We start from the raw sequence: 25,191 nt of genomic DNA, 5'->3' as shown, positions 1-25,191 counted from the left end.
GTGCGCTGTAGCGCCACGATCCGGAAACCGAGCGCGATGATCGAGTATGCAGGTGACGCGGTTCCTATAGGCAATAGGGAAGTTACTACCGGAACCGCGAAGCCGTCAACCACCTGGAGCGGAGTCTTCGAAGGCCGGGGCGGCTCGCGGGTTCCGGTCGCGGGGGGAGAGGGCGGCGAGAGCCCGTTCGGGGAAGGGGAAGTCGAACGCCTGTGATCTTGTATGGATTTCTCCCGCCCTCCCCGGTGCGGGCAGGGTGGGATCGGTAGGGTTGGGCTCGGTGACGCGGTACCCGGATGACGGGCGCCGCCCGTCGGTGGGAAAGGGGCGATCCATGGCTTCGGGGGCGGCGACGCCGGGCGCTGACGCTTCCAAGCCGGTCGGCAGGCCCGGGCGCAAGGGCGGAGTTTCGGTCGAGCGCATCGTCGACGTCGCCGTGGACGTGCTGGCCGACCGTGGCGTGGACGGCCTGACGACGGCTGAGATCGCTCGCCGCCTGAAGGTCTCCCAGCCCACGCTGTACAGCCACGTCAGCAACCTCAACGAGATCCGCTCCCGGACCGCGATCCGCGGAATGATCGAGCTCAGCGGGAGGGTGCGCGGCGCGGTGCGCGGCCTGGAGGGTGACGAGGCGCTGCGCGCGATGGCCTACGCGTACCGCGGGTTCGTGCGCGATCACCCCGCGCTGTACATGCTGCAGCAGCGTGCGCCGTCGACGCCCGAGTTCTGGGAGGCGGCGAACGAGGCGGCGAGCGCCGTCCGTGACGTGTTGCGGGCTCAGGGGCTGTCCGAGGAGCTCATATCGCATGTGCACCTGGTCTTCCGTACGTCGATTCACGGATTCGTCGACCAGGAGATCAATGACGCCATCCCCGACGTCTCGGATGTGGACGCCAGCTTCGAGCTCTTCCTCCGATTCTTCATCGATGGTGTGAGCCGGCTCGTCACCGACTGATCCGGACGGGGTGTCTGTCCCCGTTATCAGGCGATCTCCCAGCGTGCCGGAAGGGCGCTCGGGCATTCGAGGGGTTGACGGCGGTTTCAGCCGCGGCTATCTTCCCTATTGCTTATAGGAAAAAGGCCGCTCGCGTGGACGATCGCCATGCCCGGTCTCCTGGTTCGTAGCGCGACCGCGCCGCCCGAACACATATCTCTGACGACCGACACCCGCACCCCGGCCAGTCCTGGTCGGTGTCTCGGACCACCTCTGCTTCTCGTGCTTCCCGGTCACGCCGCGCACGGGTGCGTCATGCACCCCGGCGCGCTGTGCCTTGCGCGCATACCGAGCGGCGCGCACGTCGCCGCCCACACCAGGACAGGAGTTCCGCGAGATGACGCAACGAAATAGAGGCGACCGCGCTGCGGTACGACTGCTCGCTCTCGGCGGATCGACCAGGGCGGGATCCAGCTCCGAGGAGGCCCTGCGCGTGGCCGCGTCCTGCGCTGAGAAGAGCGGCGCGGTGGTCGAGGTGCTCGCCGGGCCGGCGCTGGTCCTGCCGATCTACCAGCCCGAGTCGCCCGTCCGCTGTGACGAGGCCAGGGCCCTCACCGCCGCCGTGCGCCGCGCCGACGGGCTGCTGATCGCCTCGCCCGGCTACCACGGGACCGTGTCCGGAATGATCAAGAACGCCCTGGACTACATCGCGGATCTGCACGACGAGGAGCGGGTCTATCTCGACGGCCTTCCCGTCGGGTGCATAGCGGTCGCGCACGGCTGGCAGGCCGCGGTGTCGACCCTGCACAACCTGAGGGTCGCCGTCCACGCGTTGCGCGGCTGGCCGACGCCGCTCGGAGCCGCGCTCAACACGGCGCAGCCGGCGATCGGCGCGACGGACTCCCGCATCGACGAGTCCTCGCGCCGGCAACTCGAAACGATAGCCGGGCAGGTCATGGACTTCGCCACTGCCCGGCTCCCCGTCCACAGCTGAGCGGGTCCGCCGCCTTCCGGGCCCCCACCGTTCTCGACGCGTGGTGCGGCGACCCGGCCCGGGCACCGCGCCGACCTTCGCAACCTCCGCCGGCCCGCTCCAGCCCGTTCGCCACCGATCCGCGCAATCGCGCATGAGTCCAAGGAGACGATGCCCCATGACCAGCACAGCCGGGCAGCAAGACGCCGCCGTCGGCGATGTCGTCGACCCTGTCGTGTCGCCGAAGGACACCCCGATCCTCAACGACGACAACAAGTTCAAGCTGGTGCTGCTGTCCCTCAACACCGGGCGCGGCACGACCCTCTCCCATGGTGCGGGCACGCTGCGGATCACCTGGGACGAGACCGTGCGCATCGCCCAGGCCGCGGAGAGGGCCGGCATCGACGCGATCCTGCCCATCGCGCACTGGAAGAACTGGACGCGGTCGCGGCCGCAGTATGACCGCAACTGGGACGCCCTCACCTTCGCGGCGGGGCTCGCCGCCGTGACCGAGCGGATCCAGTTCTTCTCGACGGTGCACATACCGCTCTTCCATCCTGTGATGGTCGCCAAGATGGCGGCCACGGTCGACCACATCGCTTCGGGGCGCCTGGCGCTGAACGTGGTCGCGGGCTGGAACCAGGCCGAGTTCGGCATGTTCGGGCTCGACCCGGTGGAGCACGACGAGCGCTACGAGTACGCCGCGGAGTGGATGGATCTGCTGCAGCGGATCTTCCGCGAGGACGCGTGGTTCGACTTCGAGGGCCGCTACCTGCGCGGTCGCGACATCGCCTCCCAGCCGAAACCGCTCCAGCGTCCGAGTCCAGTGATCATGAGCGCCGGCTCCAGCCCGGTCGGGCTGGCCTTCGCGGCCAGGTACGCCGACGTCAACTTCGGTATCTATCCCAACCTCGACGACTTCCCGGAGGCGGTGCGGAGGAATCGCCAGATCGCGGCCGAGGCGGGCAATCCCGGGCTCAAGTTCTGCGGCCACGCCTACGTCGTGTGCGCGGACACGGAGAAGGAGGCGAGGCGGCGCTACGAGTACCTGCTGGACGACGAGCTCGACCGGGCGTCGACCGAGGCCCTGATGACCATGTCCACCGGCAAGATGCAGAGCATCGACGTGGTCGCCCAGACGGCCATGATGCGGAGAACCGCCGGAGGCAACTGGGGTTTCCCGCTGATCGGCACCGCAGAACAGGTCGCCGAGGACCTCATGGCCATGGCGAAGGGCGGGCTGGAGGGCACGGCCCTGTCCTTCCCGGACTACGACGAGGGCGTCGCCCGGTACGACGAGTCGATCCGGCCGCTACTGGTCGAGGCCGGCTTGAGGAAGGCGTGAACATGGCCGCCGAATCCGCCGACCGGGGCGGCGCTGTAAGCGCGTCGCCACTCGTGCTGCTGAACCGGCCGCTGCCGTATGTGCTGGAGATCCGGTTGAACCGGCCGGAGAAGCTCAACGCGCTCAACGTCGCACTGCGCGCGCGACTGCGCGATGCCCTGCGCGATGTGCGGGACGACGAGGACGTGCGGGTCGTGGTGCTCTCCGGGGCGGGCCGCGCCTTCTGCAGCGGCGCCGACGTCGCTGCCTCGTCGGAGTACGGGTCCCTGACCCCCGAGGACGAGCGCCGCCGCATCCTCGACGGCTCCATCGAACTGTTCCTGGACGTCTGGCGCCTGCCGGTCCCCGTGATCGCCGCGATCCACGGGCACTGCGTCGGACTGGCCACGATCCTCGCCAACTGCTGCGACATCGTCCTGTGCGACGAGGCCGCCACCATCTCATGGCCGGCGCTTCCCTTGGGCGGGGGCCTGATCAGCCCCACCTGGGTATGGCATGTGGGCTTGCACAAGGCCAAGGAGATGAGCTACCGCGTCGGTTCCAGGATGACCGGAGCAGAGGCCGCGGCCTGCGGGTTCGCCAACCACGCCGTCCCCGGGACGGAGCTTCACGCGACGGCCCGGGCGATGGCCGCCGACATCGCCCGGGTCGGCCGGGACCTGCTGACGCTCAAGAAGCACGCCCTCAACCAGGTGCACGGTCGACTCGGCTTCGAGGACGCCGTCCGGGCCGGCGCGGCGTGGGACGCGCTGGCGCACAGCACCCGGGCCGTCACCGAGATACACGACCAGCGTGAACGGGACGGCCTGAAGGCGACGATCAGCGCATGGAGGTCGTCGCCGCCGTCCAGCCCCTTCCCGCCCGCCACCGGTGAGCCGGCGGCGGACCAGTGAAAGCGGTCCGATGAAACCCTCCTCCGACTATTTCAGCGCCACGCGCGCCGTCGCCGTGGTCGGCGCCTCCGAGCGGAACTTCTACGCGACGATGGCCATCAGGAACCTCGACGCCTACGGGTTCGACGGAGAGATCCTGCCGGTGCACCGCGAGGGCGGAACGCTGCTCGGGCACAAGGTCCATCCGGACGTGGCCGGTCTTCCCGTCGACCCCGACCTGGCGGTCCTGGGCGTCTCCGCTGCGCGGGCCCCCGAAGCCATCGGGCAGCTCGCCGAGCGCGGCTGCCGCCGGGTGGTCCTGATCGCCGACGGCTACATCGAGCGGGCGGACGAACTCGGCGCCGCCCGGACGGCCGAGCTGCGGGCCGCGTGCGAGCGGCTGGGCATCGAACTCGTGGGGCCCAACGGCATCGGCGTCGCCTGCTTCACCGACGGCCTGGTCCCGATCTGCGAGCCCGTGCCCGCGGGCATCAGGGCCGGGCGCGTATCGGTCGTGAGCCACAGCGGAGCGCTGATCTCCGGGATCCTCGACGGCTTCGTCACCGAGGACGTGGGCGTCAACGCCGTCGTATCCGTCGGCAACGGGACCGTCACCGGTCTCCTGGACTGGATCGACTGGATGGTCGACGACCCCGGCACCGGCACCGTGGCCTGCTACGCCGAGAACATCGACGATCTGGGCCGCTTCCGCGACATCGCCGGACGCGCCGCCTCGACCGGCACGCTGATCGTGCTGCTGGCGGTGGGCCGGAGCGCGCTCGCCCGCGACATAGCGCTCTCGCACACCGCCTCCATCGCCGGCGACCACGACCTGCTGGAAGCCGTGTGCGCGGACACTGGAGTCGTGCTTGTACCGGACGTCGAGACCATGGTGACCGTCTGCCACCTCCACGAACGGCGCCTGGCAGGGGACCTGGCCGACGGCAGCGGTCCCGTCGTGATCACCTCGTCCGGAGGTGCGGCGACCCTCACCGCGGACCTCGCCGGGGACGGCGGGCTCCGGCTGCCCGAACTCGGCGAGGCGTCCCGCTCCCTGCTGGGCGGGCTGGTCTCCGCCTCCGGCTACGTCGGCAACCCCATGGACCTCACCGCGTCGGGCGGCCTGGACGGTCCGGCTCGGCTCCGGCTGTACGAGTCGCTGCTGAGCGACGAAGGGACGACAGGCGGTATGTACGTCCTGGGGGTCAACTTTCCCGGGGACGAGGATTTCCGTGCCATGCACCGGGAGATGCTCGGGGCGCTCGCCACGTCCACCACGACGACGGGACGGCACGTCGTCGTCGCGGGCGTCGCCGACCAGCAGGTCACGGACTGGGTCGGCCGCCTCGTCCGGGACACTCCGGGACTCGGGCTGGTCCGCAGCCTGCGACGTGCCACCGCCGCGCTCGGCGTCCTGCAGCGGCGCACCCGGCACCGCCGTCCGGCGCCGTGGGAGCCGCGCATGCCCGCCGCGCCGGCGAGTGCGTCGTCGTGGGTGAGCGAACCGCAGGCCAAGGAACTGCTGGCCGCCCGAGGGCTGCCGGTGGTCCGCGGTCTGCGGCTGGGCGGTGTCGACGGCATCGGCACCGCCCGGCTGCCCGGACCGGGACCCTACGCGGTGAAGGCCGTGGTACGGGATGTCGGCCACAAGGCCCGCCTGGGGCTGGTCCGGCTCGGTGCCCGGGACCGGGACGAGGTGCGCTCGGCGGCCGAGGCCATCGAGCGCAGCGTCGACGAGCACGCACTCGCCGAACGCTTCGAGGGCCTGCTGGTCGAGGAGATGGTGAACGGCTTCGAGGTCATGGTCTCCACCCGCTGGGCCAAGGGGCTGCCGTTCCTGACCCTCGCCCTCGGCGGCACGCTCGTGGAGGCGCTGCGCACCGGCGCGAGTGTGCCGCTCCCCTGGCACCCGAAGTCCTGGGACTCCCTGACGGAACGCTCCGGACTGCGCCGGGTCCTGGACGCCCTGCCCGCCGGCGGTGGTGCGACCGTGCGCCGGATCTGCGAGGAGATCGCGGACGAGGCCGTGCACGGCGGCCTGGCGCGGTTCGGCACGGTCGAACTGAACCCGGTGATCGTCAGCCCGGACGGTGGCGCGCACATCGTCGACGCCCTTCTGCTGTGACCGGCCTCCGTCCGGGTTGCGCGCCAACCGCCGCGGCCCCACCGTCCACCCGTCAGGCCAGCGAAAGGCAGCGCCATGAACGACACGCGGACCCCGGCCGCCCCGGCGATGACCATCGGCGGCATCGACATCGCCATCGGAGGACGCGAACGTCCGCGGGATGACATCGTCGCCATCGCACGTGCGGCCGACGACGCCGGAGCGGGCGCGGTCTGGGTCACCGAGGGCATCGGCCGGGACGCCTTCTCCGTGCTGACCGAGCTGGCGCTGCGGACCCGGCGGATCGGTCTGGGCACCGGCATCGTGAACGTCTTCAGCCGCACCCCCACCGCGCTCGCCCAGGCCGCCTCCGGACTGATGGAGGTCATGGGCGGCCGGCCGCTGAACCTCGGCCTCGGCACCAGCGGGCGGGCCCTGGTGGAGCAGTACCACGGGGTTCCCTTCGACCGTCCGGTCAGCCGGCTTCGAGAGGCGGTCCGGGCACTGGACGGCGGGTTCACGACCGGAGCCCTGCCCGAGCGGGGGGAGATCTTCTCCCACACCGGCCTGTCGCTCGGCATCACGACCGATCGGGCGCGCCTGCGCCTCTACGTCGCCGGGCTCACGCCGAAGACCATCGAGGTGACCGCGGCGCACGCCGACGGATGGCTGCCGATCTGGCCGTCGAGGACGGGTCGCGGCGGGCAGCTGGCGGACCTGGGGAAAGCGGCCGTCACCGCGGGGAGGCCGATGCCCGCCGTGGCCGGCTACATCTACGGGGTCGTCGGAGCGGAGCGCGAACTCAGCCGTCATCTGCGGGCGACCCTCGCCTGGTACGTGGCGGCCAACGGCACCGCCTACCGGCGCCTGTTCGAGCGGTATGGCTTCGCCGACGAGGTGGCGCGCATCCGTGAGCTGTGGGCCGCCGGGAAACGGGACTTGGCGCGCGCCGCCGTCTCCGACGAGATGCTCGCCGATACGACGCTGCGCGGGACACCCGCCGCGGTTCTGCGGCAGGCCGCGGAGTTCCGGCGGGCGGGCATCGATCGGCCGGTCCTGCGCCTGCCCGGGCAGGTTCCCACCGCCGACTGCGTCGGGATGATCCACGCGCTCGCCGGGGAATCGGGAGGGTCCGGCAGCCGGGGCGGTAGTCCGAGACGAGCCGGAGAGAACCTCTGATCATGCGCGACGATCTGCCCGGATACCGCGAGTTGCCCCTGCTGCACACGGACGGGGACTACCGGCATGCCTGGGACGTGTACCCGCCGGGCGAGAACCTGGGATGCCTGCGCAATCTGACCTCGCGGGCCCGGCGGCGCGGCTTCGCGACGGTCCGTGAGAACACGGTGGTGAACATCTCGCTCCCCATGAACCACCCCGACCCGCCGCTCTTCGGCAGGCAGCCGCTTCAGCACACGGTGTTCTCGCCTTCGCGCAATGTCATGGACGACCGTCTGGATCGCTTCTTCACCCAGGCATCGACCCAGTGGGACGGCTTCCGGCACGTCAGAGCGCGCGAGTTCGGATTCTTCACCGGCCATCCGGGAGGCTTCGAGGCGGATGACGACCGTCTCGGCGTCAACCACTGGGCCGAGACCGGCATCATCGGCCGTGGTCTCCTCGTCGATGTGTCCGCGCGGTGCCCCGCCACACCCGGCGAATGGGCCGCCGGGGGCCATGTGATCGACGCCGATGCCCTGGCGCGTGCCGTGGACGACGCCGGTGCCGAGGTGCTTCCGGGCGACGTGCTGTGCGTGCGCACCGGCTGGATGCGGTGCTACTGGGAGAGCGACACCGCCGGCCGGGACTGCCTCGCCCGCAGCCGGCGCTGGCCGGGACTCGCCGGGTCCGCCTCAATGGCCGAACTGCTGTGGGACTGGCGGGTCAGTGCCGTCACCGCCGACAACCCCGCCGTGGAGGCCGCGCCCGGCCGGCCCGGGGACGGATCCCTGCACAGGCGGTTGCTCCCGCTGCTCGGCATGCCCATGGGTGAGCTGTTCACCTTCGAAGAGCTGGCCCGGGTCTGCGCTGACCTGGGCCGCCACGAGTTCCTGTTCGTGTCCGTGCCCCTGAACCTTCCGGGGGGCGTGGGGTCGCCGGGAAACGCCGTAGCGGTCCTGTGAGCCGGGATGAGCCGTCCTTGGCGACCACGAGGCGCCCGGCCGCTAGGCGGGGTGGCGCACGCCGAACCTCTCCAGCGCGCGGAGGTCCAGTTCGGCGCCCAGACCAGGACTGTCCGGCAGGAGGGCCTTCCCGCCGCGGATCTCGAGCGCCGTGGTGACCACGTCGTGCGGAAGCATGGTGAAGAAGCTCTCCTCCGCCGGGATGTCCGCGCATTGCCGGTAGGCGGCGCACATCTGCAGGGACGCCAGCGCGCCCACGGCCGACTCCCCGCTGAGCCCGGCCACGCACGGTACGCAGGCGTCCTCGCAGATCTCGACGATCCGGCGCGCGTTGGCGTAGCCGAGGCGATTGGCCTTCACCGAGACCGCCCGCGCACCTTCGTCGATGACCTGGCGCGCGGCGGCGGGGGAATCCACCACACGGTCGACCAGGACGTCGACGCGGGACCTGCGGAACAGCTCCCGGCGGTGGGCGGGCGGCTCCAGCGGGCAGGGATCCTCGAAATGCGCCACGCCGAGCTCGGCCAGGGCGTCCCCGACCAGCAGGGCCTCGCGCCGCGAGTATGCGGAGTTGGCGTCGACCCGAACGGACAGGGAGTCGCCGAACGCGTTCCTGATGTCCTGGATCCTGGCGATGTCCTCGCGCGCGTCGCCACCGACCTTGACCTTCACGGCGGTGAAGCCGTGCCGGTCCACGGCCTTCGCCAGCTCGTCGACACATCCCTCGCGCGGCCCTCGGGTCAGCAGGGCCGAAACGGTCACCTCGTCCGTCCAGCCGCCCAGATAGGTCCGCAGCGGCAGGCCCGCGTGCCGGGCCCGGACGTCGGCGAGCGCGATGTCCAGCAGCGCCTTGGCGGGGGACCATCCGCGGACCCGGTCCACGGCGGCCTTCGTCCGCTCGGCGGAGAGGGGATCGACGCCGCGCAGCAGCGGTCCGTACAGCCGGCCGAGGGCCTGCGCCGTCAGCCGCGGCGAGGTGCCGGACCATGCCGGGTGCAGCCTCGCCTGCGCGAGACCGGCGACGTCCGAGTCGGTGCTCACCCTGAGCAGGACGGACTCCCAGTGCGTCTCGACGACGCCCGCCCAGGTGACCGGCCGCGGATGCGGGATGGAGACGATCCACGTGTCAAGGCCAACGATCCGCATCCAAATCCCGCCTTCGCCGGTGCCCGATGCCGTCGGCCACGTTAAGCGCCGAGCCCGGGCCCGTTCCGCCGGGCGCACGGATACCCAAGGAACCGGGCGCGCGGATCCAACTGAGCCGCCCCGGCATTCCCGGGCGGACCTCCACGGCCGTCCCGCCACATAGAGAGGAGAGCGGAACGATGACGATGAACCCGGGCCCTGTGAGCGGACCGGAGCGCTGGGACGTGCGACCGGGGCGCGGCGCGCGCACGGCGCGGGCATGGGGCGACGCCCTCACCGAAACCCATGGCGCCTTCGAGGTCAGGCTGCCCGATGACGACGCCTTCACCGGCTCGGTGGTACGCCACCGGCTCGGCACGATGGACGTGGTCGAGTGCCGCAGCACTCCGTTCGCCGGCTTCCGCGCCGCGGACCCGGCGGACGAACCGGGCGAGCAACGCATCGGTGTTCAGATGCTGCTGCGTGGAGTCGAGCGGATCACGGGGCCGCATGCCGGGAACCACGTGCTGACGGAGGGCGGCCTCGACCTGTGGGACGGGACGCGCCCGGCCAGGCTGGAGGTCGTGGAGCCGTTCGCCAAACGGACGCTCATCTTCTCCCGGCGCGTCGTGCTCGGCGCCTGCCCTCGTCTCGCGGACGTCGCCGCGGTGCCGGATCTGGGCCGCCTCCCCGGCGCGCGCCTGCTGGCCCGTTACGCGGACGCGGTGGTGACCGAGCTGCCCGGCATGGACGCGCGTATGCGGGCGACGGCTTGCGACGTCGCGCTGGAGCTGCTGCGCTCCCTGGTGGAACCCGCGCTTCCCGACACCAGGGCCGCGCGCAGGGAGGCCCTCCGTGCACGCGCCCGGCGCTACATCCGGATCCACCTGGCCGATCCGCGGCTCGGTCCCGACGCCGTCGCGCGGGCATTGTCGGTCTCGCTGCGCACCCTCCACTCCGCGTTCGAAGGGAGCGGTGAGACCGTCGCGTCGCTGGTGCGCAGGGGCAGGCTGGCGCGCTGCCGTGAGGACTTGGCCGACCCGGAGAGCGGCTCGATAACCGAGATCGCTTTTCGTTGGGGCTTCACCGACGCCACCCATTTCTCCCAAGCGTTCAAGCGCGAGTACGGCATGCCGCCCCGGGAGGCGCGTGCGCTGAGCACCAGGCAACCCCGCGCTGAACCGATGGTCTGAGCAGGCCGGACGCTCCTAGCGTCGATGCGGGAAGACCTGGGAGGGCGCATGGGCCTTGCTGTCGAGATACGGATGCCGCGGCTGTCGGAGTCGATGACCGAGGGCACCATCGAACGTTGGCTGCACGAGAACGGCGCCGAGGTCGACGCCGGTGAAGAACTGGCCGAGATCGACACCGACAAGGCCGTTGTCGGCGTGGAGGCGGAGGCCTCCGGGGTGCTGGAGATCGTTCTGCCCGAAGGCGAGTCCGCCCCTGTGGGGGCCGTCATCGCTCGGCTGGGGACGAGCTCGACCGCCGCCGCTGAGAGCCCGGACGCGGCCCCAGGCGACGACCGCTCGACCGCTGCCGCCACGGCCGACTCGTCGGCGGCTCCGCCCGATCCCGTCCGGCCGCCGTCCCCCGCGCGCGACAGGGACCGGCCGATCGCCTCTCCGCTCGCCCGGCGTCGTGCCCGCGAACTGGGGGTCGACCTGTCCGCGGTGACCGGGACCGGCCTGGGCGGAAGGATCATCCGCGCCGACGTGGAGGCCGCCGGGCAGGCCGCAAGGGACGCAGGCGCCGCCGGGCGCGCCGCGACGGACGGGCAGGCCGCCGGGCGCGCCGCGGCGGACGGGCAGGCCGCCGGGCGCGCCGCGGCGGACGGGCAGGCCGCCGGGCGCGCCGCGGCGGACGGGGAGGCGGCCTCCGGGCGTGCCCAGGGCCGGTCGTCGGCAACGCGGCCCGGCGGCAAGGTCCAGGCGGTGTCGGCCGGCGGTGACTCCACACGGGCGCCGCTGACCAGGATCCAGCAGGCGACGGTGCGCAGGCTCGCCGACGGCGCGTCCGTCCCGGTGTTCGCGCTGACCGCCGAGGTGGACATGAACGCCGCGATGGCGCTCCGCTCCGCCCTTGCCGAGGTCAGTGATCCGGCGCCGACCGTCACCGACCTCGTCGTCGGGGCCGTGGCCCGGGCGCTCCGCGAGTTCCCCCGGCTGAACGCGTCCGCGGACGACGGCGCCGTCCTGCTGCACCCGCGGGTGAACGTGGGGATCGCCACGGAGACCCGGGACGGTCTCATCCTCCCCGTGGTGAAGGACGCCGACCGGCTGCCCGCGCCGGCACTGGCCGCTGTGACGAAGCCGCTCATCGCTCGGGTCCGGGACGGTGCGGCCACCCCGGCGGACCTGGACGGCGCCACGTTCACGGTCTCCAACCTCGGGATGTTCGGCATCGTCTCCTTCGAGGCCGCCATCGTTCCGCCGCAGGCCGCGATCCTGGCCGTGGGTGCGGTCAGGACGCTTCCGCGCTGGCGTGACGCCCTCCCGGGCACGAGCGAGAAGGACGGTGTCGTCGCCGTTCCCGTGATGGAGCTGACCCTCACCTGCGACCACCGCGTCGTCGATGGCGCGGACGCCGCCCGCTTCCTCACCCGCGTGGTCGCCCTGCTGCACCGCCCGCTGGCGCTGACGGTCCCCGAAGCGACCGCCTGACTCCAGCCCCCTGACCCGACACCGCCCTGCGAGAGGAGAACGAACGTGAGGCTGGACAAGAGCCGGCAGATCGGACTGTACCGCCAGATGGTCCGCATCCGAGAGTTCGAGGAACGTGTGAAAGGAACGTTCGCCGAGCATCCGGGCGTGATCCGCGGGCACACCCATCTGGCCGACGGCGCCGAGGCGTCCGTCGTCGGGTCGGTCGCCGCGATGCGTCCCGGCGACCAGGCCATGGCGACGTACCGCTGCCATGGCTATCCGATCGCGCTCGGCAGCGACACCGGGGCGATGATGGCCGAGATCTACGGCCGCGCCACGGGCCTGTGCGGGGGTTACGGCGGCTCCATGCATCTCACGGACGTCCCCCGTGGCTTTCTCGGCACCTCCGCCATCGTCGGGCAGAACATCCCGCAGGGCGTGGGGGCCGCGTATGCGGCTCAGCTACGCGGGCGCGGTGACGTCGTCCTGACGTTCTTCGGTGACGGCGCGACCAAGCAGGGCGCCTTCCACGAGTCGCTCAACGTCGCGGCGCTGTGGAAGCTGCCGGTCGTCTTCATCATGGAGAACAACAGTTTCAGCGTCTCCGTGCGCACGGAGGAGGAGGACGCGAACGCCGCCGCGGGCGAGCCGCTGGCCGTCAAGGCCAAGGCCTACAGCATCCCCGGCCTCACCATCGACGGTGGTGACCCCCTCGCGGTGTACGAGACGGTGTCCCAGGCCGTCGAGCGTGCCCGTGCCGGTGAGGGCCCGACGCTGATCGAGTCGCTCGTCTACCGTCTGTCGGCGCACGGGAACTCGATCGCGCCACCCGGGGTACCGCTGCACTACCCGGAGCACGAGGCGATCGCGGTCTATGGCGCCGTCGAGGAGTACGAGGCCGCCAAGCGGGGCGACCCGGTACCGCGCTTCCGGGCCCGGCTCGGAGCCGACGGACTACTCACCGCGGCCGAGGCCGAATCGATCGCGGAAGAGGCACGGGCCGAGATGCAGGCGGCGGTCGACTTCGCGCTGAACAGCCCGCTGCCAATGCCCGAAGCGGCGCTCTCCCATGTCTATGCGTGAGCGTCGACCCCCCGTCTCCGGCAGGAGCAAACAGGAGAGCCAGGAGAGCAGAGCATGAGCCACGAGATTCCGTTCGTCGCCGCGATCGCCGAAGCCGTACATGGGGAGATGTCGCGCGACGAAGACGTCGTGTTGTTCGGGCAGACCATAGGTGAGGACCACTACGAGAGCTTCCGGAAGGCGTTCCCGGGCGAACGCGTCAGGGTGACCCCCATCTCCGAGACAGCCGAGATCGGTATGGCCGCCGGGGCCGCCCTGGCGGGGAAGCGTCCCGTCGTCGACTGCACGATGGCGGAGTTCCTCCTCGTCGCCATGGACCAGGTCGTCAACGAGGCGAACCGTTTCCACTACATGAGCGGTGGCCGTGTGACGGCGCCGATGGTGCTGAAGGCCGGTTACGGATTCGCCGCCGGGTGGGGCGCCCAGCACAGCAATTCCATCTACGGCATGTTCCTGGGCGTACCGGGCCTGAAGGTGGCGCTGCCCTCGACGCCCGCCGACGCCAAGGGCCTCATGACGAGCGCCATCCGCGACGACAACCCCGTCCTGTACCTGCACAGCTTCCTCCAGTTGCTGGAGACAGGGCCGGTGCCCGAGGGCGAGCACGTCGTCCCCTTCGGCGTCGCCGACGTCAAGCGGCCCGGGACCGATGTGACGGTGGTGGCCACCGGCTGGACCGTGTCCCTCGCCCTGGCCGCCGCCGAGCGCCTGGCCGCGGAGGGCACCGAGGCCGAGGTGATCGATCCGAGGACCATCGCCCCCCTGGACACCGAGACCGTGCTGGCGTCCGTGGCGCGCACCGGGCGGCTGGTGCTGGTGGACCAGGCGCCCCGGCACGGGTCGGTCGCCACGGTGATCGCGGGGGAGGTCGCCGAGCACGGCTGGTCGTATCTGCGAGCGCCGATCATGCAGGTCACCGCACTCGACGCGCCGATCGCCTATGCCCGGCCGATGGAGGAGTACGTACTGCCGAACGAGGAACGCATCGTCGAAGCCGCACGGAAGGTCGTCGGCGCGCCGGCTGGCAGGGCGTGAACGGCGACCAGGCACGCGCGGCGCTGCGGACGATGTGGCGCATCCGCGTGTTCGAGGAGAGGGTCGGCAGGCTCAAGCGCGCCGACCAGGTGCCCGGGCTGATTCACCTCAGCATCGGCGGTGAGGGCGTCGCCGCCGCCGTGTGCGGGCAGTTGAGCGACGACGACGTCGTCTACAGCGGCCACCGGGCCCACGGCCATGTGATCGCCAAAGGCGCCCCGCTTCGCGAGACGATGGCCGAGTTGATGGGACGGGCTCGCGGTCTGTGCCGGGGGATGGGCGGCTCGATGCACCTGGTGGACGCCGCGCACGGGATGCTCGGGGCCACAGGAGTGGTGGGAGGCAGCGTCCCCCTGGCGCTCGGCAGCGCCCTCGCCGCCCGGATGCTCGGCAAGGACGCTGTCGCGGTCGTGTTCTTCGGGGACGGGGCGGTCCAGTCGGGGGTGTTCGCCGAGTCGGTGAACCTCGCCGCGCTGTGGCGGCTTCCGGTGGTGCTGGTATGCGAGAACAACGGGTTCGCCGAGTTCACCCCGCGTTCCGCGCACACCCCGGTCGAGCGGGTGAGCGACCTCGTCGCCACGTGGGGCGTGACCTCCGCGACGGTCGACGGCAGTGAGGCCACCGCCGTGTGGGACGCGTTCGGCGAGCTGCTGGACGGGGCCAGGGCGGGACGAGGCCCGGCACTGCTCGAAGCCCTGACGCACCGCCTTCGCGGACACTACGAAGGCGACCCCGACCGCTATCGCGACGCGGTCTCAAGCGAGGAGTGGAGGCGGCTCGATCCCATCGTGCGGCTGGAGGAGACGGGCGTCGAGCGTGGCTGGTTCGACGCCGGAGAGGCGAAGTCGGCGCGGGAGGACGCCGTCGCCGCCGTGGACGACGCCGTCGAGTGGGCCGGGCAGAGCCCGTATCCGACGCAGGCACTCGCCGCGGCCTCGGTGTACGCGTCATGACCCGCACGACCTACGCCAAGGCCGTCGGCGGCGCTCTCGCCGATGCGATGCGCGCGGACCCGCGGGTGTTCGTCATCGGAGAGGACGTCTCCGCGGGCGGCCCGTTCACGATCACACGAGGGCTTGTGGACGAGTTCGGCCCTGAGCGTGTGCGGGACACCCCCATCAGCGAAGCCGCGATCTGCGGTATCGCCATCGGCGCGGCGCAGTCCGGGCTCCGCCCGGTTCTGGAGATCATGTACATCGACTTCCTGACGCTCGCCCTCGACCAGCTCGCGAACACCGCGGCCAAGGCGCGGTTCATGTCCGGTGGGCAGCTCTCGGTGCCGATGGTGCTGCGCACCCAGGGCGGGGCCGGCCAGCGAGCGGGCGCGCAGCACTCGCAGAGCCTGGAGAGCTGGCTGTGCCATGTGCCGGGACTGAAGGTCATCATGCCCAGCCGCGCCGCCGACGCGGCGGGGTTGCTCGCCTCAGCGATCGAGGACCCCGACCCGGTGGTGGTCGTGGAGAACAAGACGCTGTACTTCCGTGCCGAAGAGGTCCAGGAGCCCATCGAGCCCGTGCCGATCGGTGAAGCGGCGGTGTTGCGCCCGGGCCGTGACGTCACCGTCGTGGCGCTGTCACGCATGGTGCACGAGGCGCTGGCCGCGGCCGAGGACCTGGCCGCGGACGGCACAGAGGTCGAGGTGATCGATCCACGGACACTGGTGCCGCTCGACCTCGCCACCATCGTCGCCTCAGTGCGCCGGACGAACCGGCTGGTGGTGGCGCACGAGGCGGTCGGCGCCTCGGGATTCGGCGCCGAGATCGCGGCTGCGGTGGGCCGCGCGGCGTTCGACCACCTCGACGCGCCCATCGAGCGGGTCGCCGCGCCGTTCCAGCCGATTCCGGTAAGCCCACCCCTGGAGGACGCCTACCTGCCCGGACGCGAGGAGGTACGGCGGGCCGTACTCACCGTCCTAGACCGCCCGCCCCTGCAGACGTGACCAGGCGCGATCGGATAGGCGGCGCGATCACGATGGTCGCTGCGGGCAGGCAGTACGCGCTGGGCGCGGTTCCCGCTCCGATCGCCGCCCGGCTGGTGATGCCGACGACCGCCTCCAGCCGGCCGTCCCATACCGGGGACCCGCTGAATCCCGGGCTGACCCGCAGGCCGCTCTGCGCCTCACCGACCAGGTGCAGGCTCCCGACGATGTCGGAACCGCGCAGCTCTCCGGTCACCCACACACCCGTCTCATGGCCGTCCAGAAAGCCGAAGACCTGGAACGGATGACCGAAAAGGTCGTCGACGGCCGTCATTGACGAGGGAATGGCCGCCTCCGGCGGAGGGCCGTGCAATCTGAGCCCCGCGACGTCCCCGCGGCCGTCCTCGGCGAGCGGTGCCCAAGCGACCACCTCGGCCGTGAACCTGCGTCCCGACGTGGCGAAAGGAAAGTCGAGATGTATGGGAACAGCCGGTACTCCATCGGCCATGGTGTCGCGGTCCAGCGAATAATTCACCACATGCGCGCAGGTGACGATCTCGCGCTCACCGACGAGCAGCCCTAGGCCGACCCCGTCGCCCTCCGCACTCAGCACACGAACGAGTCCCGGAGTGAAACGGGCCGCGCGTACACGGCCCGCATCAGCCGTTCGCTCGTCCATCCCCGGGGAGCCCCTCAAAGCGGTCGGATGCGATCAGAGACGTCATTGTCCATCTAATCGCAGACCCGTGCGGCAGGTGTGCCGGTGATCGCTCTGGCCAGCCATGGCAAGCCTCGCCTCCCCATGCACTCACCCGCGATTCCAGGACACGATTCGAAACAGATAAGCTCATTCACTCATAGCAATTATCTAGAGAACGGTCTGGTAACAAACGGAAAGCTTGCCGGAGCGAGTGGCCACTACACGTCGCCGCCCAAGCCGCTCGCTACCGCATTCAACAGCGGCGGACCGCCCAGAAACGAGAAAGACCCGTAGGTGTAGACGGACCCCCGGACGGGTCTCCACCCACGAGGACGGACCACGCCAGCGTCCCCCAGATAGGGACTCGTCCAGGACAAGCACTCCAGCGAGGGCTGGCCGATCGACAGGATCGCCCGCCACCACCGAATCGTGGATTGGGGGCATGCCCGGCCTCTAGGCTTCGCGGGGTGATGGCCCTATCGGACGACGCGCTGCCGGACCCGCTCTCTGACCGGGAACATCGCGTTCTCAGCGAAGCCGGCCTGGCGCTGTTCGCCGGACGCCTGATCCTGGACGCGCAGCCGCCGATCGATGACGCGGTCCTCGATGCGGTGGCCGAGCGCTGCGCCGGGCCGCTGCCCGATCCGCTCATCGCGCTGTGGCGCACCGCCTTTGGCGGACGGCTCGACTACGACCTGCGCGCTGATCTCGACGGCCAGGACGTCCCGCTGTCGTTGGTGGAGCTGTTCTATCCCGACAGCGACGGCTACCACGACCTGTGGGGCTGGATCGATCACGAATGCGGACTGGCCGAGGAGTACCAGCCGGACTGGTCTGGCGGCCTCGTCCACTTGCCGATCGGTGGTTTCGAGTATCTCGAGCGCGTCTACGTGCACACCGCCGCCGGCCCGGACCACGGCGCCATCGTCTGCTGGCGGCAGGGACTGCCACCCGGATGGGAGCTGTCCACCGGCGACCGCACCGGGCGGCTCGCGGACGACCTGCATGCGCTGTTCGGCCGACTCGTCCTGGATCGGGATCCCTGGGAGAGCCAAGGCGACACGGGCGCAGAGATACGTGACGCCATCGAGGAACTGGGAACCCGTGGCGACCCGGACGCCCGGTCGGCCGCAGCGAAGCTGCGCCGGCTCGTCCGGGCGACCGTGCTCGACTGGCGGGGCGCGCTGGACGAGGGCACGCTCGCCGGGCAGCGTCGGCTCCGGCGGCTGGCCCTGGAACGGGCGGCGGCCGATGACGATGTGGCGCTGCTCGCGCGCCTCGTGGCGATGGGCTGTGATCCGGCGGAGGAGATTGACAGCGGGCTGAGTCCGCTCGAGGTGGCCCTTCGCCATCGGGCCTTCGAGGCCATCGCGTGGCTGCTCGAACAAGGTGTCCCGGTCGAGAACTCCTTGCGGGTCGGCGCGCACGCTGTCGATGTGGACCTTGCCCGGACTCTCCTTGACCGTGGCGCGCCGGTCGACGCGAGCACGGTGACGCGGGCGTTGGAGAACGAGGACCCGGAGGTCGTGCACCTGCTGTCCCGCGCCGTGCGGCCGGACGAGGAGCTCGCCCGGCTCGGGCCGCGGCTTCGGATGCTGGCCGCCCAGGCCGCGCTCGCCGGTGACCGGCTATCGACCCGATCCGACGCAACGCTTGCCGAGCGTGAGCAGCGCCGGTCTTCGATACTGACAGAACTCGCGGACCGACTCGACCCCGGCCACCGCCGCACCTGACCCCCAACCGGTGCCAGTTCGGGTGATCGACCCGGGGCTGAATCAACCGTCGTGTGTTGTCGGGGCAGGATACGTCCACGCACGCGCCGTGGCACCGGATGGATCGAGGCCCCACATACGAACGGATGCGGCTTCGTCGGCGCGCCCTTCGGCCTCAAGGTGGGCGGTCAGTATGTCCAGAATATTCGGATCGGACAATGAAGGTGTGGAAGCGTAAGTGCGGCCACTGATGATGCTGGAACGTAGCAGATCTTCGGCCTGGATGGCACGTCCGCAGCGCCTGAGAATGTGATCGACCTCCCTCAGCGCCGCAGGATTTCCGGTCTCCGCCATGAGCCGCCAGACGGCCACGGCCTCCTCGGATCTTCCTCGTCCTTCTAACAATGCGCTGAGTTTCTGGAGTAGTGGCCAGTGCTGTACCGGTAGTGCGGCTGAAAGTATATCGATGGCCGCGTCGAGGTCCCCGGCCGCCTCAAGTTCGGCAGCACGGTCCAAGGCCGGAAATCGCTGTCCGAATACGTACGTGGAACCATGGCCGGCCATCTCTTGTGGGTCCGGACGGTTTCCAGGCCGGTCTGTTTCGCACTCGGTTTGGTTCTCGTCCCATCCGGCTACGGTGCTCAACCATTCTTGGGCGTCGTCATCGCCGTTGTCCGCCAGCTGCCCGAACAAAGCCGAGATCCGATCGCGTCGGCCTGCCTTGTAGAGAAGATCGATCAAGTCACGGCGGCACCGGCGGAGGTTGTCGCGGGCGGCGGGCCACAAGAGCTCTTCGGCCTCGGTGATCCGCCCGGTCTCAGCGAGTTGAGCAGCGAGGAAACGAATTGCCGTGATGTCGCCCTGGTCGGCGAGCGGACGAATCCAGGCTTCGGCCTCGTCGAACCGCTCGTGATTCGCCAGTAGCCAATACACATGGAAGAACGCTCGATCGTTGCCCGCGGCGCTGGCTCGCTTTGCCCAGTGAAGTGCCCCGTCGATGTCGCCGCGATCTTCGGCGGCCAGCGACAGCGTCACCATGCCGTTCAGGCTGCCTATGCGGGCACTGGCCTCAGAATACTGACTGGCCAAGACGTGCAGACCTCGATATGCGAGGAACTCCCCCAGGAGTGCATATATTTCAGCGCGATCCTCCCTGGGTGCTTGCTGAGCTGCGGAACCCAACAAGAGCGCGGCCTGTTCGAATTGGCATCGGACAGTGGCTTGTTCAGCCAGAAGGCGCAGCGTTGCCGCTGGAAGCTGATGCGCAAGGACGGCGTCCCAGAATTCACCGGGAATAGGTTGACCGCCACGATCCAAATGCTCCCAGAGTGGATCGGCCAGCCGGTAGAACGGCCCACCGGAAGGGATGCCCCGGCGAGGACGTACACGGCTGAGCGGACCCGGAACACCGTGACTGCGGAGAGTGAGTCGCGCGAGAGCTTTCTCAAGCCAATCGTCGGAGAGCTCGTTGAGCTCCAGATCGGTGAGGTAGCCGAACGCGGCATCCGCGAGTACCGGCAACGGCACGTCTGACCCGCAGTCCAACCGCCGGGCGTCGTAGGCGGCATGGATGAGGGCGCGATCTGCTGGAGTGGCTGATTGATAGCGGTCGAGCAGAACCGGAACGCCGGCCAGATACTGCGTGACGAGACCGTCGACCGAGTGAGCGGCTGCCTCCGCCAACCGGGGGTCTTCCTCGCCAACGTTCTGAAGCACGGTCAGATCCGCGGCGGTGAACGAATCCGGAATGTGGATCTGATGGCCGACCAGCAACTCCCGGGCTTGGGCGAATCTATCGATGCCTTCTTCAGGACGGGCGCTGATACGGGCCCACTGCTCGCGCGGAAGCGTGGCCAACAACAGAATCGGTGCACGGTCACGTGCGCGCAGCAACTCTCGCAGACCGGACGCGACACGTTCCCCGAGCGTGGGATGAGCCAGGTACTCCTGCGCCTCGTTCAGCCACACCACGGTCTGCTGACCGACACGGTCCATCCCCGCCAGTACCGCCTCCGCCCGAGTCGGATCGATTGGATGCCACAATCGCCAACTGCGGGGCAGAGCCTGTATCCCTTCCCAGCATGCGCGGGTCTTGCCGGTCGAGGAAGAGCCGACCAGGACCGCGATCGCGCTTCGTCCCTCACTGGCCTCCGCTACGACTTGTGTCAGTCGCGCATCATGGGCGCGTGTGATGTACCGCGGCAGAACGGGCAGGGGCCCGGAATCGGCTGCGGCGCTGATCGCGCGGCGCACTTCTAGCGCGAACGGATCCAGAGTGCCGATTGGCATGCCGACCGGCACGGTCATCTGCGCCTGGACCCACAACTCCCTCACACGGCCGACGGCGTCCGAGACGTCCCAACGCGCAAGACGGGCCAGTACCTTTGCGACCGCCATCGTGTCGCCCTGTGAGGGCGGCAAACCTGCGTCACCGATGATCCGATGAATGGTGTCCCGACCCGGCCATCCAGCCACCGCCTCGGTGCCCGCCAACTCGGCTTGGTGGTGGATGTCGTCCAAGGACGGTGCGCCGGCCTCGACATACAGGCGATACAGCAGATTTTTGAGATCCTGCAGCGGTCCCGGCGGTAGCCGAGGTTGCGCAATCCGCCGGGGCCGACGTACGGGGCGGCTCTTCCCATCGCCACTCATCGCACGCATCATCTCGCAGATCCGTCCTCAGCATGTCTGAACAGCACTGAAGCCGGTCCTTGCCAGAACTGATCGCGACTGAAACGTCCACTTCCCGAAGCGCCGAGAGTGGTGCTTACGTCGGCCGACGCTCCGATCACCTGCAACGGGCAAGGAGCCACATGACTACCGAAGAGCACCCCAAGACCAAGCGCTGGATCCTGATACGCGCCGCTATCAGCGGCGCTATCGCGGGTGGGGTAAGGGCCATCGTCGACCATCTTCTCGGCGCCTAGCACAGCCGGGGGCGCTGGAGCCCGCTGCTCCAGCGCCCCCGGTTTGGTGTGCGACGCGTCGCCCCACAGGCATGGGCTGGGGCAGCAGGATGCCAGGCGCCACGGCGTTTTCAATCGAGGGTCTGCGACATCCGCACATCGGCACGGGGTGGAGCTCGCCCACCAAATGGGCTTCAAGACCGCTGTCGAGCATCCTCTCAGCGGCAGAAGAGTGCGTTGACGCTTCGACTCTGACGGGACTCAGCCGGATCGTTGGCCACGTGGTCGCGATCCGGCTCTTCCGTCCTCAGCGCTCCCACCGGCACGCTGACCTGCATGACAGCGATGCCCACACCCCCACGGAGAGGGACTTGCCTGGGACGGTCGGCGTCTGAACGGTATTACCGGTTCTTAGGGGTCATGTGGTGCTGACGGTAGTGCTCGGCCAAGATGTCGTCGCCGAAGTCGTCGGCGGGGTTGCGCCAGACCGAGTGGATATGGGCACCGTTGTCTTGAGAGTTGTCGTGTTCGATCAGCAGGACCGGTCCCTGGATACGGAAGTAGTGCCGGTCTCCGGGTGATGTGCCGCCGGCCCAGGCGAACACCAGGTTCTGCAGGCCGGCGTGCTCGATGTTGCGGAGTTGCGCTGCCGCGACGTCCGATGGCAGCCGCCCGGCGAACGCTTCGACGACGGCGAACAGGGCGCTGAGTTGGTGCTCGCGCAGCGCGCTCCCGGGTAGTCCCCTGGGGTCGTCGCGCACGTAGCTGAGGATGTCGCGCTCGGCCTCGCTGAGCACGTAGTCGGGTTCGGGCGCGAACATCGGGTCCGGCCGCTCGAGGTGGCCGATCTTGGGTGTGATGCGGGTCGCCAGATCCGGCGGCGGTCGATGGTGGATGATCGCGGAGGCACGTTGCGCGGGGTCGAGGGAATTGACGAAGCGGTAGCCGGCTTCTTCGTCATCGGCGAGCGGAGCGAGTGTGCCGAAGGCGGCCGGCTGCGAGCCGAGCAAGCAGGGGGTGGGAGACACATAACGTCCGTCCACCACAGTGAAGTTGAGCGAAACATGGTGCCCGGCGAGTTGCCAGCCCCACGCGCCGGTGTCACCGGGGCGGCCGAACACCTTGAAGCAGTACCGCCCCGGGTCGAACAGGTCTGCGCTGGCCGGACGTTTCACAGCGGTCAGCGCACGGAGCACATGCTCCATGGCGATCACAGAGACGACCTTGGCGTAGCCCGGCATGCTGGTACCGGACACGATCAACTCGTGCGCCAGCTTGCGTTGCGCCTCGTCGAGCGCGCCGATCGGCAAGCCGTCGCGTTGCCTGGCGGGCAGAAACGACCAATCACGCCGCTGAGCCTCATCGGCGAAGTCGAATCCGACCCTGTCCCGCTGCACCTCGGTCAGCGCCGCAAGGAAGGCGGCTGCGGCTTCGGCCATCGCACGCGCGGTCTCAGGAGCAGTCCGCGGCAGTTCGTCCACTGCGTCCATCTCCGATCTCAAGGCCTGCGCACCCCCGGTTCAGCGCTTTGCGTCGGCCCGGGACGGGTAAATGTGTGCAACGAATGCCAGACTCGAACATCATTGCATGCGGACCATCCTGGCGGCGCAGGCCTGAACCTTTCCTGTTGCCGCGGTGCAAACGTGCCCGAACCGCCCTACAGCCGCCCATCCGCTCATCGGCAGACCAGCGCGTTCCGGTCTGCTGCCCTCGTTTCAAGTGCCGGACGCCATGTAGGCGGCGAGGATGTAGTTGGGTGGCGGTCGAGGTTGTTGCGGGCCCGGTCGTAGCGCATGGTGGTGCTCGGGTCTGCATGGCGTGCGGCGATCTGTAGGTCGCGCAGATCGGGCCGCCTGGAGGATGAGCCGCCAATTCTCGGTCATACGGCCTCGTTGTCTCCCAACATCCAAGATGCCGACCGGGCAGTCGGGCAACTGCTCCGGATCATCGCGGTCGGATTGAGCCCGCGGTCGGCGGCATGAGCGGATGTGTCAGTTTGCGGAGTCGGCTCTGCGGGAGGTCGTCTCCCATTCGGCCCAAGTAGTCAAGCGGCGGCGGTACGTCGCCGTGGCGACGTCGTAGGCTTGGACGCCGAACAGCACTCGCAGCGGCGGTTCCGGTGAGTCCACGATGGAAAGTAGTGCGGTCGCTGCCCGTTGGGGGTCGCCGGCCGGTTCGCCGGTGATCGCGTGCAGGTCATCTCGGGCGCGGTCGTAGGCGGGGTTTGAAGTGGCCTTGTTCATCGAGTCGCCCCACCAGTCGGTTCGGAACGCTGAAGGCTCGACGATGGTCACTTTGACCCCGAACGGAGCGACTTCCTGGGCGAGCGATTCGGTGAAGCCTTCCAGTCCCCATTTGGAGGCGTGGTAGAGCCCGAGCAGAGGCAGTGCGGCCACCCCGCCGAGGCTGGAGATCTGCACGAGGTGACCGGTGCGCTGCGAACGCAGGATCGGGACCGCCGCCTGGGTGACCCACAGAGCACCGAAGAGGTTGGTATCCAGTTGGGCGCGGGCCTCGGTTTCGGTGACCTCCTCGACAGCGCCGGACAGGCCGTAGCCGGCGTTGTTGACCACGACGTCGAGGCGCCCGAATATTTCGTGCGCGTGCCGTACCGCGGCGAAGCAGTCCGCGCGGTCGGTCACGTCCAGCCGAATCGGCAGGACCGCATCGCCGAACCGCGCCGCCAGGTCGGACAGGCTGTCGGTTCGGCGTGCGGTTGCGGCGACCCGATCCCCGCGGCTGAGCGCCGCCTCAGCGAACGCGCGGCCCAGGCCACGGGAAGCCCCGGTGAGGAACCAGATCTTGGGCGTCGGCATCAGGCGCCGAGTTCGTCGATGAGGCCGGCCCGGTGCGGTTTCCAGCCGAGCTCGCCGCTGGCTTTGGCGTTGCTGGCGGCCTGGTCGAGCATGAAGGCGTCGACCATGACGCCCCAATGCCGCCGGGCGTCGTCCGGGTCCCATGGGGCGACCGTGGCGCCGACGCGCTCGGCGACGGCCCTGGCGGCATCGGCGACAGTGACGGAATCCCCAGCGGTGCCAAGGTAGACGGACCCAGGCGGCGCGGACTCGACCGCTAGCGCGTACAGGTCGCCGAGATCGTCGGCGTGCACGGTGGCCCATCGGTTACCGCCGTCACCGAGATGGCGAACGACGCTGGTGCCGTCCTGCTGCTGCGGGGTGAGCAGGACCGGGACATAGCCGCGCGCGTCGCCGTAGACCAGAGCCGGCCGAATGCGGACCGTGCGCACTCGCGGTGCGGCCTCGGCGAGTATCCGTTCTACGTCGGGGCGCCACGACACGACCATTGGCGGGTTGAACGGTGAGTCCTCGGTGGCGGGCTCGGTCCCGGTGTTGCCGTGCAGCCACAGCCCGCTGGTGTACAGCAGAGGTTTGTCGGTGCCGGCGAAGGCCCGCAGGGTGGTCTCGACCACGCCGTGGTCGAGACCACCGGCACGTTCATCGTTGCTCGAGGCGGCGTGCACGAACGCGTCCACCCGTGGCAGCACATCGGCCAGCGCTTCGGGCTCGAACAGATCGGCCGTGATGGAGGCGACCCCGTCCGGCAGTCCCGTGTTCGCTCGGACGACGCCGATGACATCGTGCCCGCGCCGCCGCAGTGCCCGCACGACCGCACTGCCGATGGTGCCCGTGGCTCCCGTGACTAAGACCAGCATGAAGCCCCCTTGATTTCTAACGTTGTTAGAAATCGACCGTAGC

At 69.8% G+C, this 25,191-nt stretch carries 20 protein-coding genes; 14 read left to right on the top strand and 6 right to left on the bottom strand.

Annotation, left to right across the window (positions count from 1 at the left end; genetic code table 11):
• Window positions 1-334 precede the first annotated feature (334 nt).
• From BM339_RS28465 to BM339_RS28435, 7 genes are all read left to right on the top strand, one after another.
• Window positions 335-955: a TetR/AcrR family transcriptional regulator gene (locus tag BM339_RS28465; protein ID WP_021591746.1), complete on the top strand. Its 621-nt coding sequence runs from the start codon at window positions 335-337 to the stop codon at window positions 953-955.
• A gap of 376 nt (window positions 956-1,331) precedes the next feature.
• Window positions 1,332-1,928, top strand: a complete 597-nt coding sequence (locus tag BM339_RS28460) for an NADPH-dependent FMN reductase (protein ID WP_024934772.1) — start codon at window positions 1,332-1,334, stop codon at window positions 1,926-1,928.
• A gap of 157 nt (window positions 1,929-2,085) precedes the next feature.
• Window positions 2,086-3,252 (top strand): LLM class flavin-dependent oxidoreductase, encoded by a 1,167-nt coding sequence (locus BM339_RS28455; RefSeq protein WP_021591744.1) that lies wholly within the window; start codon window positions 2,086-2,088, stop codon window positions 3,250-3,252.
• A gap of 2 nt (window positions 3,253-3,254) precedes the next feature.
• Window positions 3,255-4,145 (top strand): enoyl-CoA hydratase/isomerase family protein, encoded by an 891-nt coding sequence (locus BM339_RS28450; RefSeq protein WP_075022826.1) that lies wholly within the window; start codon window positions 3,255-3,257, stop codon window positions 4,143-4,145.
• A 10-nt stretch (window positions 4,146-4,155) separates the two neighbouring features.
• Window positions 4,156-6,249, top strand: a complete 2,094-nt coding sequence (locus BM339_RS28445; RefSeq protein ID WP_075022825.1) for an acetate--CoA ligase family protein — start codon at window positions 4,156-4,158, stop codon at window positions 6,247-6,249.
• Between the two features lie 75 nt (window positions 6,250-6,324).
• The gene (locus BM339_RS28440; RefSeq protein WP_075022824.1) at window positions 6,325-7,407 is read left to right on the top strand and encodes an LLM class flavin-dependent oxidoreductase; all 1,083 of its coding nucleotides are present in this window, start codon (window positions 6,325-6,327) and stop codon (window positions 7,405-7,407) included.
• A 2-nt stretch (window positions 7,408-7,409) separates the two neighbouring features.
• Entirely contained in the window at window positions 7,410-8,351 is a 942-nt protein-coding gene (locus tag BM339_RS28435; RefSeq protein ID WP_075022823.1) for a cyclase family protein, read from the top strand.
• A 42-nt stretch (window positions 8,352-8,393) separates the two neighbouring features.
• Here the strand turns inward: BM339_RS28435 and BM339_RS28430 are convergent, their stop codons facing one another.
• A complete protein-coding gene (locus BM339_RS28430) occupies window positions 8,394-9,497 on the bottom strand; it encodes a mandelate racemase/muconate lactonizing enzyme family protein (RefSeq protein WP_075022822.1) in 1,104 nt (367 codons plus the stop codon).
• Window positions 9,498-9,676: 179 nt separating this feature from the next.
• On the opposite strand from BM339_RS28430, the gene BM339_RS47955 reads away from it, so the two are divergent.
• Genes BM339_RS47955 through BM339_RS28400 form a run of 6 tightly spaced genes read left to right on the top strand, consistent with a single transcriptional unit; the run spans window position 9,677 to window position 16,178 of the window.
• Window positions 9,677-10,669, top strand: coding sequence for a helix-turn-helix domain-containing protein (locus BM339_RS47955; protein WP_024934771.1), 993 nt, complete (start codon window positions 9,677-9,679; stop codon window positions 10,667-10,669).
• Window positions 10,670-10,717: 48 nt separating this feature from the next.
• On the top strand, window positions 10,718-12,139 hold the full coding sequence (locus tag BM339_RS28420; protein ID WP_075022821.1) for a dihydrolipoamide acetyltransferase family protein: 1,422 nt from the start codon (window positions 10,718-10,720) through the stop codon (window positions 12,137-12,139).
• A 45-nt stretch (window positions 12,140-12,184) separates the two neighbouring features.
• Window positions 12,185-13,204 carry a thiamine pyrophosphate-dependent dehydrogenase E1 component subunit alpha gene (locus tag BM339_RS28415; protein WP_075022820.1) on the top strand — a complete coding sequence of 340 codons (1,020 nt, stop codon included), beginning with the start codon at window positions 12,185-12,187 and terminating at the stop codon, window positions 13,202-13,204.
• Window positions 13,205-13,258: 54 nt separating this feature from the next.
• Window positions 13,259-14,239, top strand: a complete 981-nt coding sequence (locus BM339_RS28410) for an alpha-ketoacid dehydrogenase subunit beta (protein ID WP_075022819.1) — start codon at window positions 13,259-13,261, stop codon at window positions 14,237-14,239.
• On the top strand, window positions 14,236-15,192 hold the full coding sequence (locus tag BM339_RS28405; protein WP_218163784.1) for a thiamine pyrophosphate-dependent dehydrogenase E1 component subunit alpha: 957 nt from the start codon (window positions 14,236-14,238) through the stop codon (window positions 15,190-15,192). The genes BM339_RS28410 and BM339_RS28405 overlap by 4 nt, the downstream gene beginning before the upstream one ends.
• Window positions 15,189-16,178 carry an alpha-ketoacid dehydrogenase subunit beta gene (locus BM339_RS28400; protein WP_075022818.1) on the top strand — a complete coding sequence of 330 codons (990 nt, stop codon included), beginning with the start codon at window positions 15,189-15,191 and terminating at the stop codon, window positions 16,176-16,178. Before BM339_RS28405 ends, BM339_RS28400 begins: the two co-directional genes overlap by 4 nt.
• Here the strand turns inward: BM339_RS28400 and BM339_RS28395 are convergent.
• Window positions 16,144-16,836 (bottom strand): S1 family peptidase, encoded by a 693-nt coding sequence (locus tag BM339_RS28395; RefSeq protein ID WP_083598009.1) that lies wholly within the window; start codon window positions 16,834-16,836, stop codon window positions 16,144-16,146. The genes BM339_RS28400 and BM339_RS28395 overlap by 35 nt on opposite strands.
• 488 nt (window positions 16,837-17,324) lie before the next feature.
• Between BM339_RS28395 and BM339_RS28390 the strand changes: the two genes are divergently transcribed.
• On the top strand, window positions 17,325-18,590 hold the full coding sequence (locus BM339_RS28390) for an ankyrin repeat domain-containing protein (protein ID WP_075022816.1): 1,266 nt from the start codon (window positions 17,325-17,327) through the stop codon (window positions 18,588-18,590).
• 42 nt (window positions 18,591-18,632) lie between these two features.
• Here BM339_RS28390 and BM339_RS48945 read toward each other — a convergent pair whose 3' ends face one another.
• The 4 genes from BM339_RS48945 to BM339_RS28360 form a co-directional block, all read right to left on the bottom strand.
• Window positions 18,633-21,233 (bottom strand): hypothetical protein, encoded by a 2,601-nt coding sequence (locus BM339_RS48945; protein WP_143118628.1) that lies wholly within the window; start codon window positions 21,231-21,233, stop codon window positions 18,633-18,635.
• Window positions 21,234-21,876: 643 nt separating this feature from the next.
• On the bottom strand, window positions 21,877-22,956 hold the full coding sequence (locus BM339_RS28370) for a DUF3500 domain-containing protein (RefSeq protein ID WP_177287796.1): 1,080 nt from the start codon (window positions 22,954-22,956) through the stop codon (window positions 21,877-21,879).
• 510 nt (window positions 22,957-23,466) lie between these two features.
• Window positions 23,467-24,291, bottom strand: a complete 825-nt coding sequence (locus BM339_RS28365) for an oxidoreductase (RefSeq protein WP_075022812.1) — start codon at window positions 24,289-24,291, stop codon at window positions 23,467-23,469.
• The gene (locus tag BM339_RS28360; protein WP_075022811.1) at window positions 24,291-25,148 is read right to left on the bottom strand and encodes an NAD-dependent epimerase/dehydratase family protein; all 858 of its coding nucleotides are present in this window, start codon (window positions 25,146-25,148) and stop codon (window positions 24,291-24,293) included. Before BM339_RS28360 ends, BM339_RS28365 begins: the two co-directional genes overlap by 1 nt.
• Window positions 25,149-25,191 lie beyond the last annotated feature (43 nt).

The organism is Actinomadura madurae (assembly GCF_900115095.1).
Lineage (GTDB): Bacteria > Actinomycetota > Actinomycetes > Streptosporangiales > Streptosporangiaceae > Spirillospora > Spirillospora madurae.
Note: the sequence above shows the minus strand (reverse complement) of the source record. Positions and strands in the feature narration are given on the sequence as shown.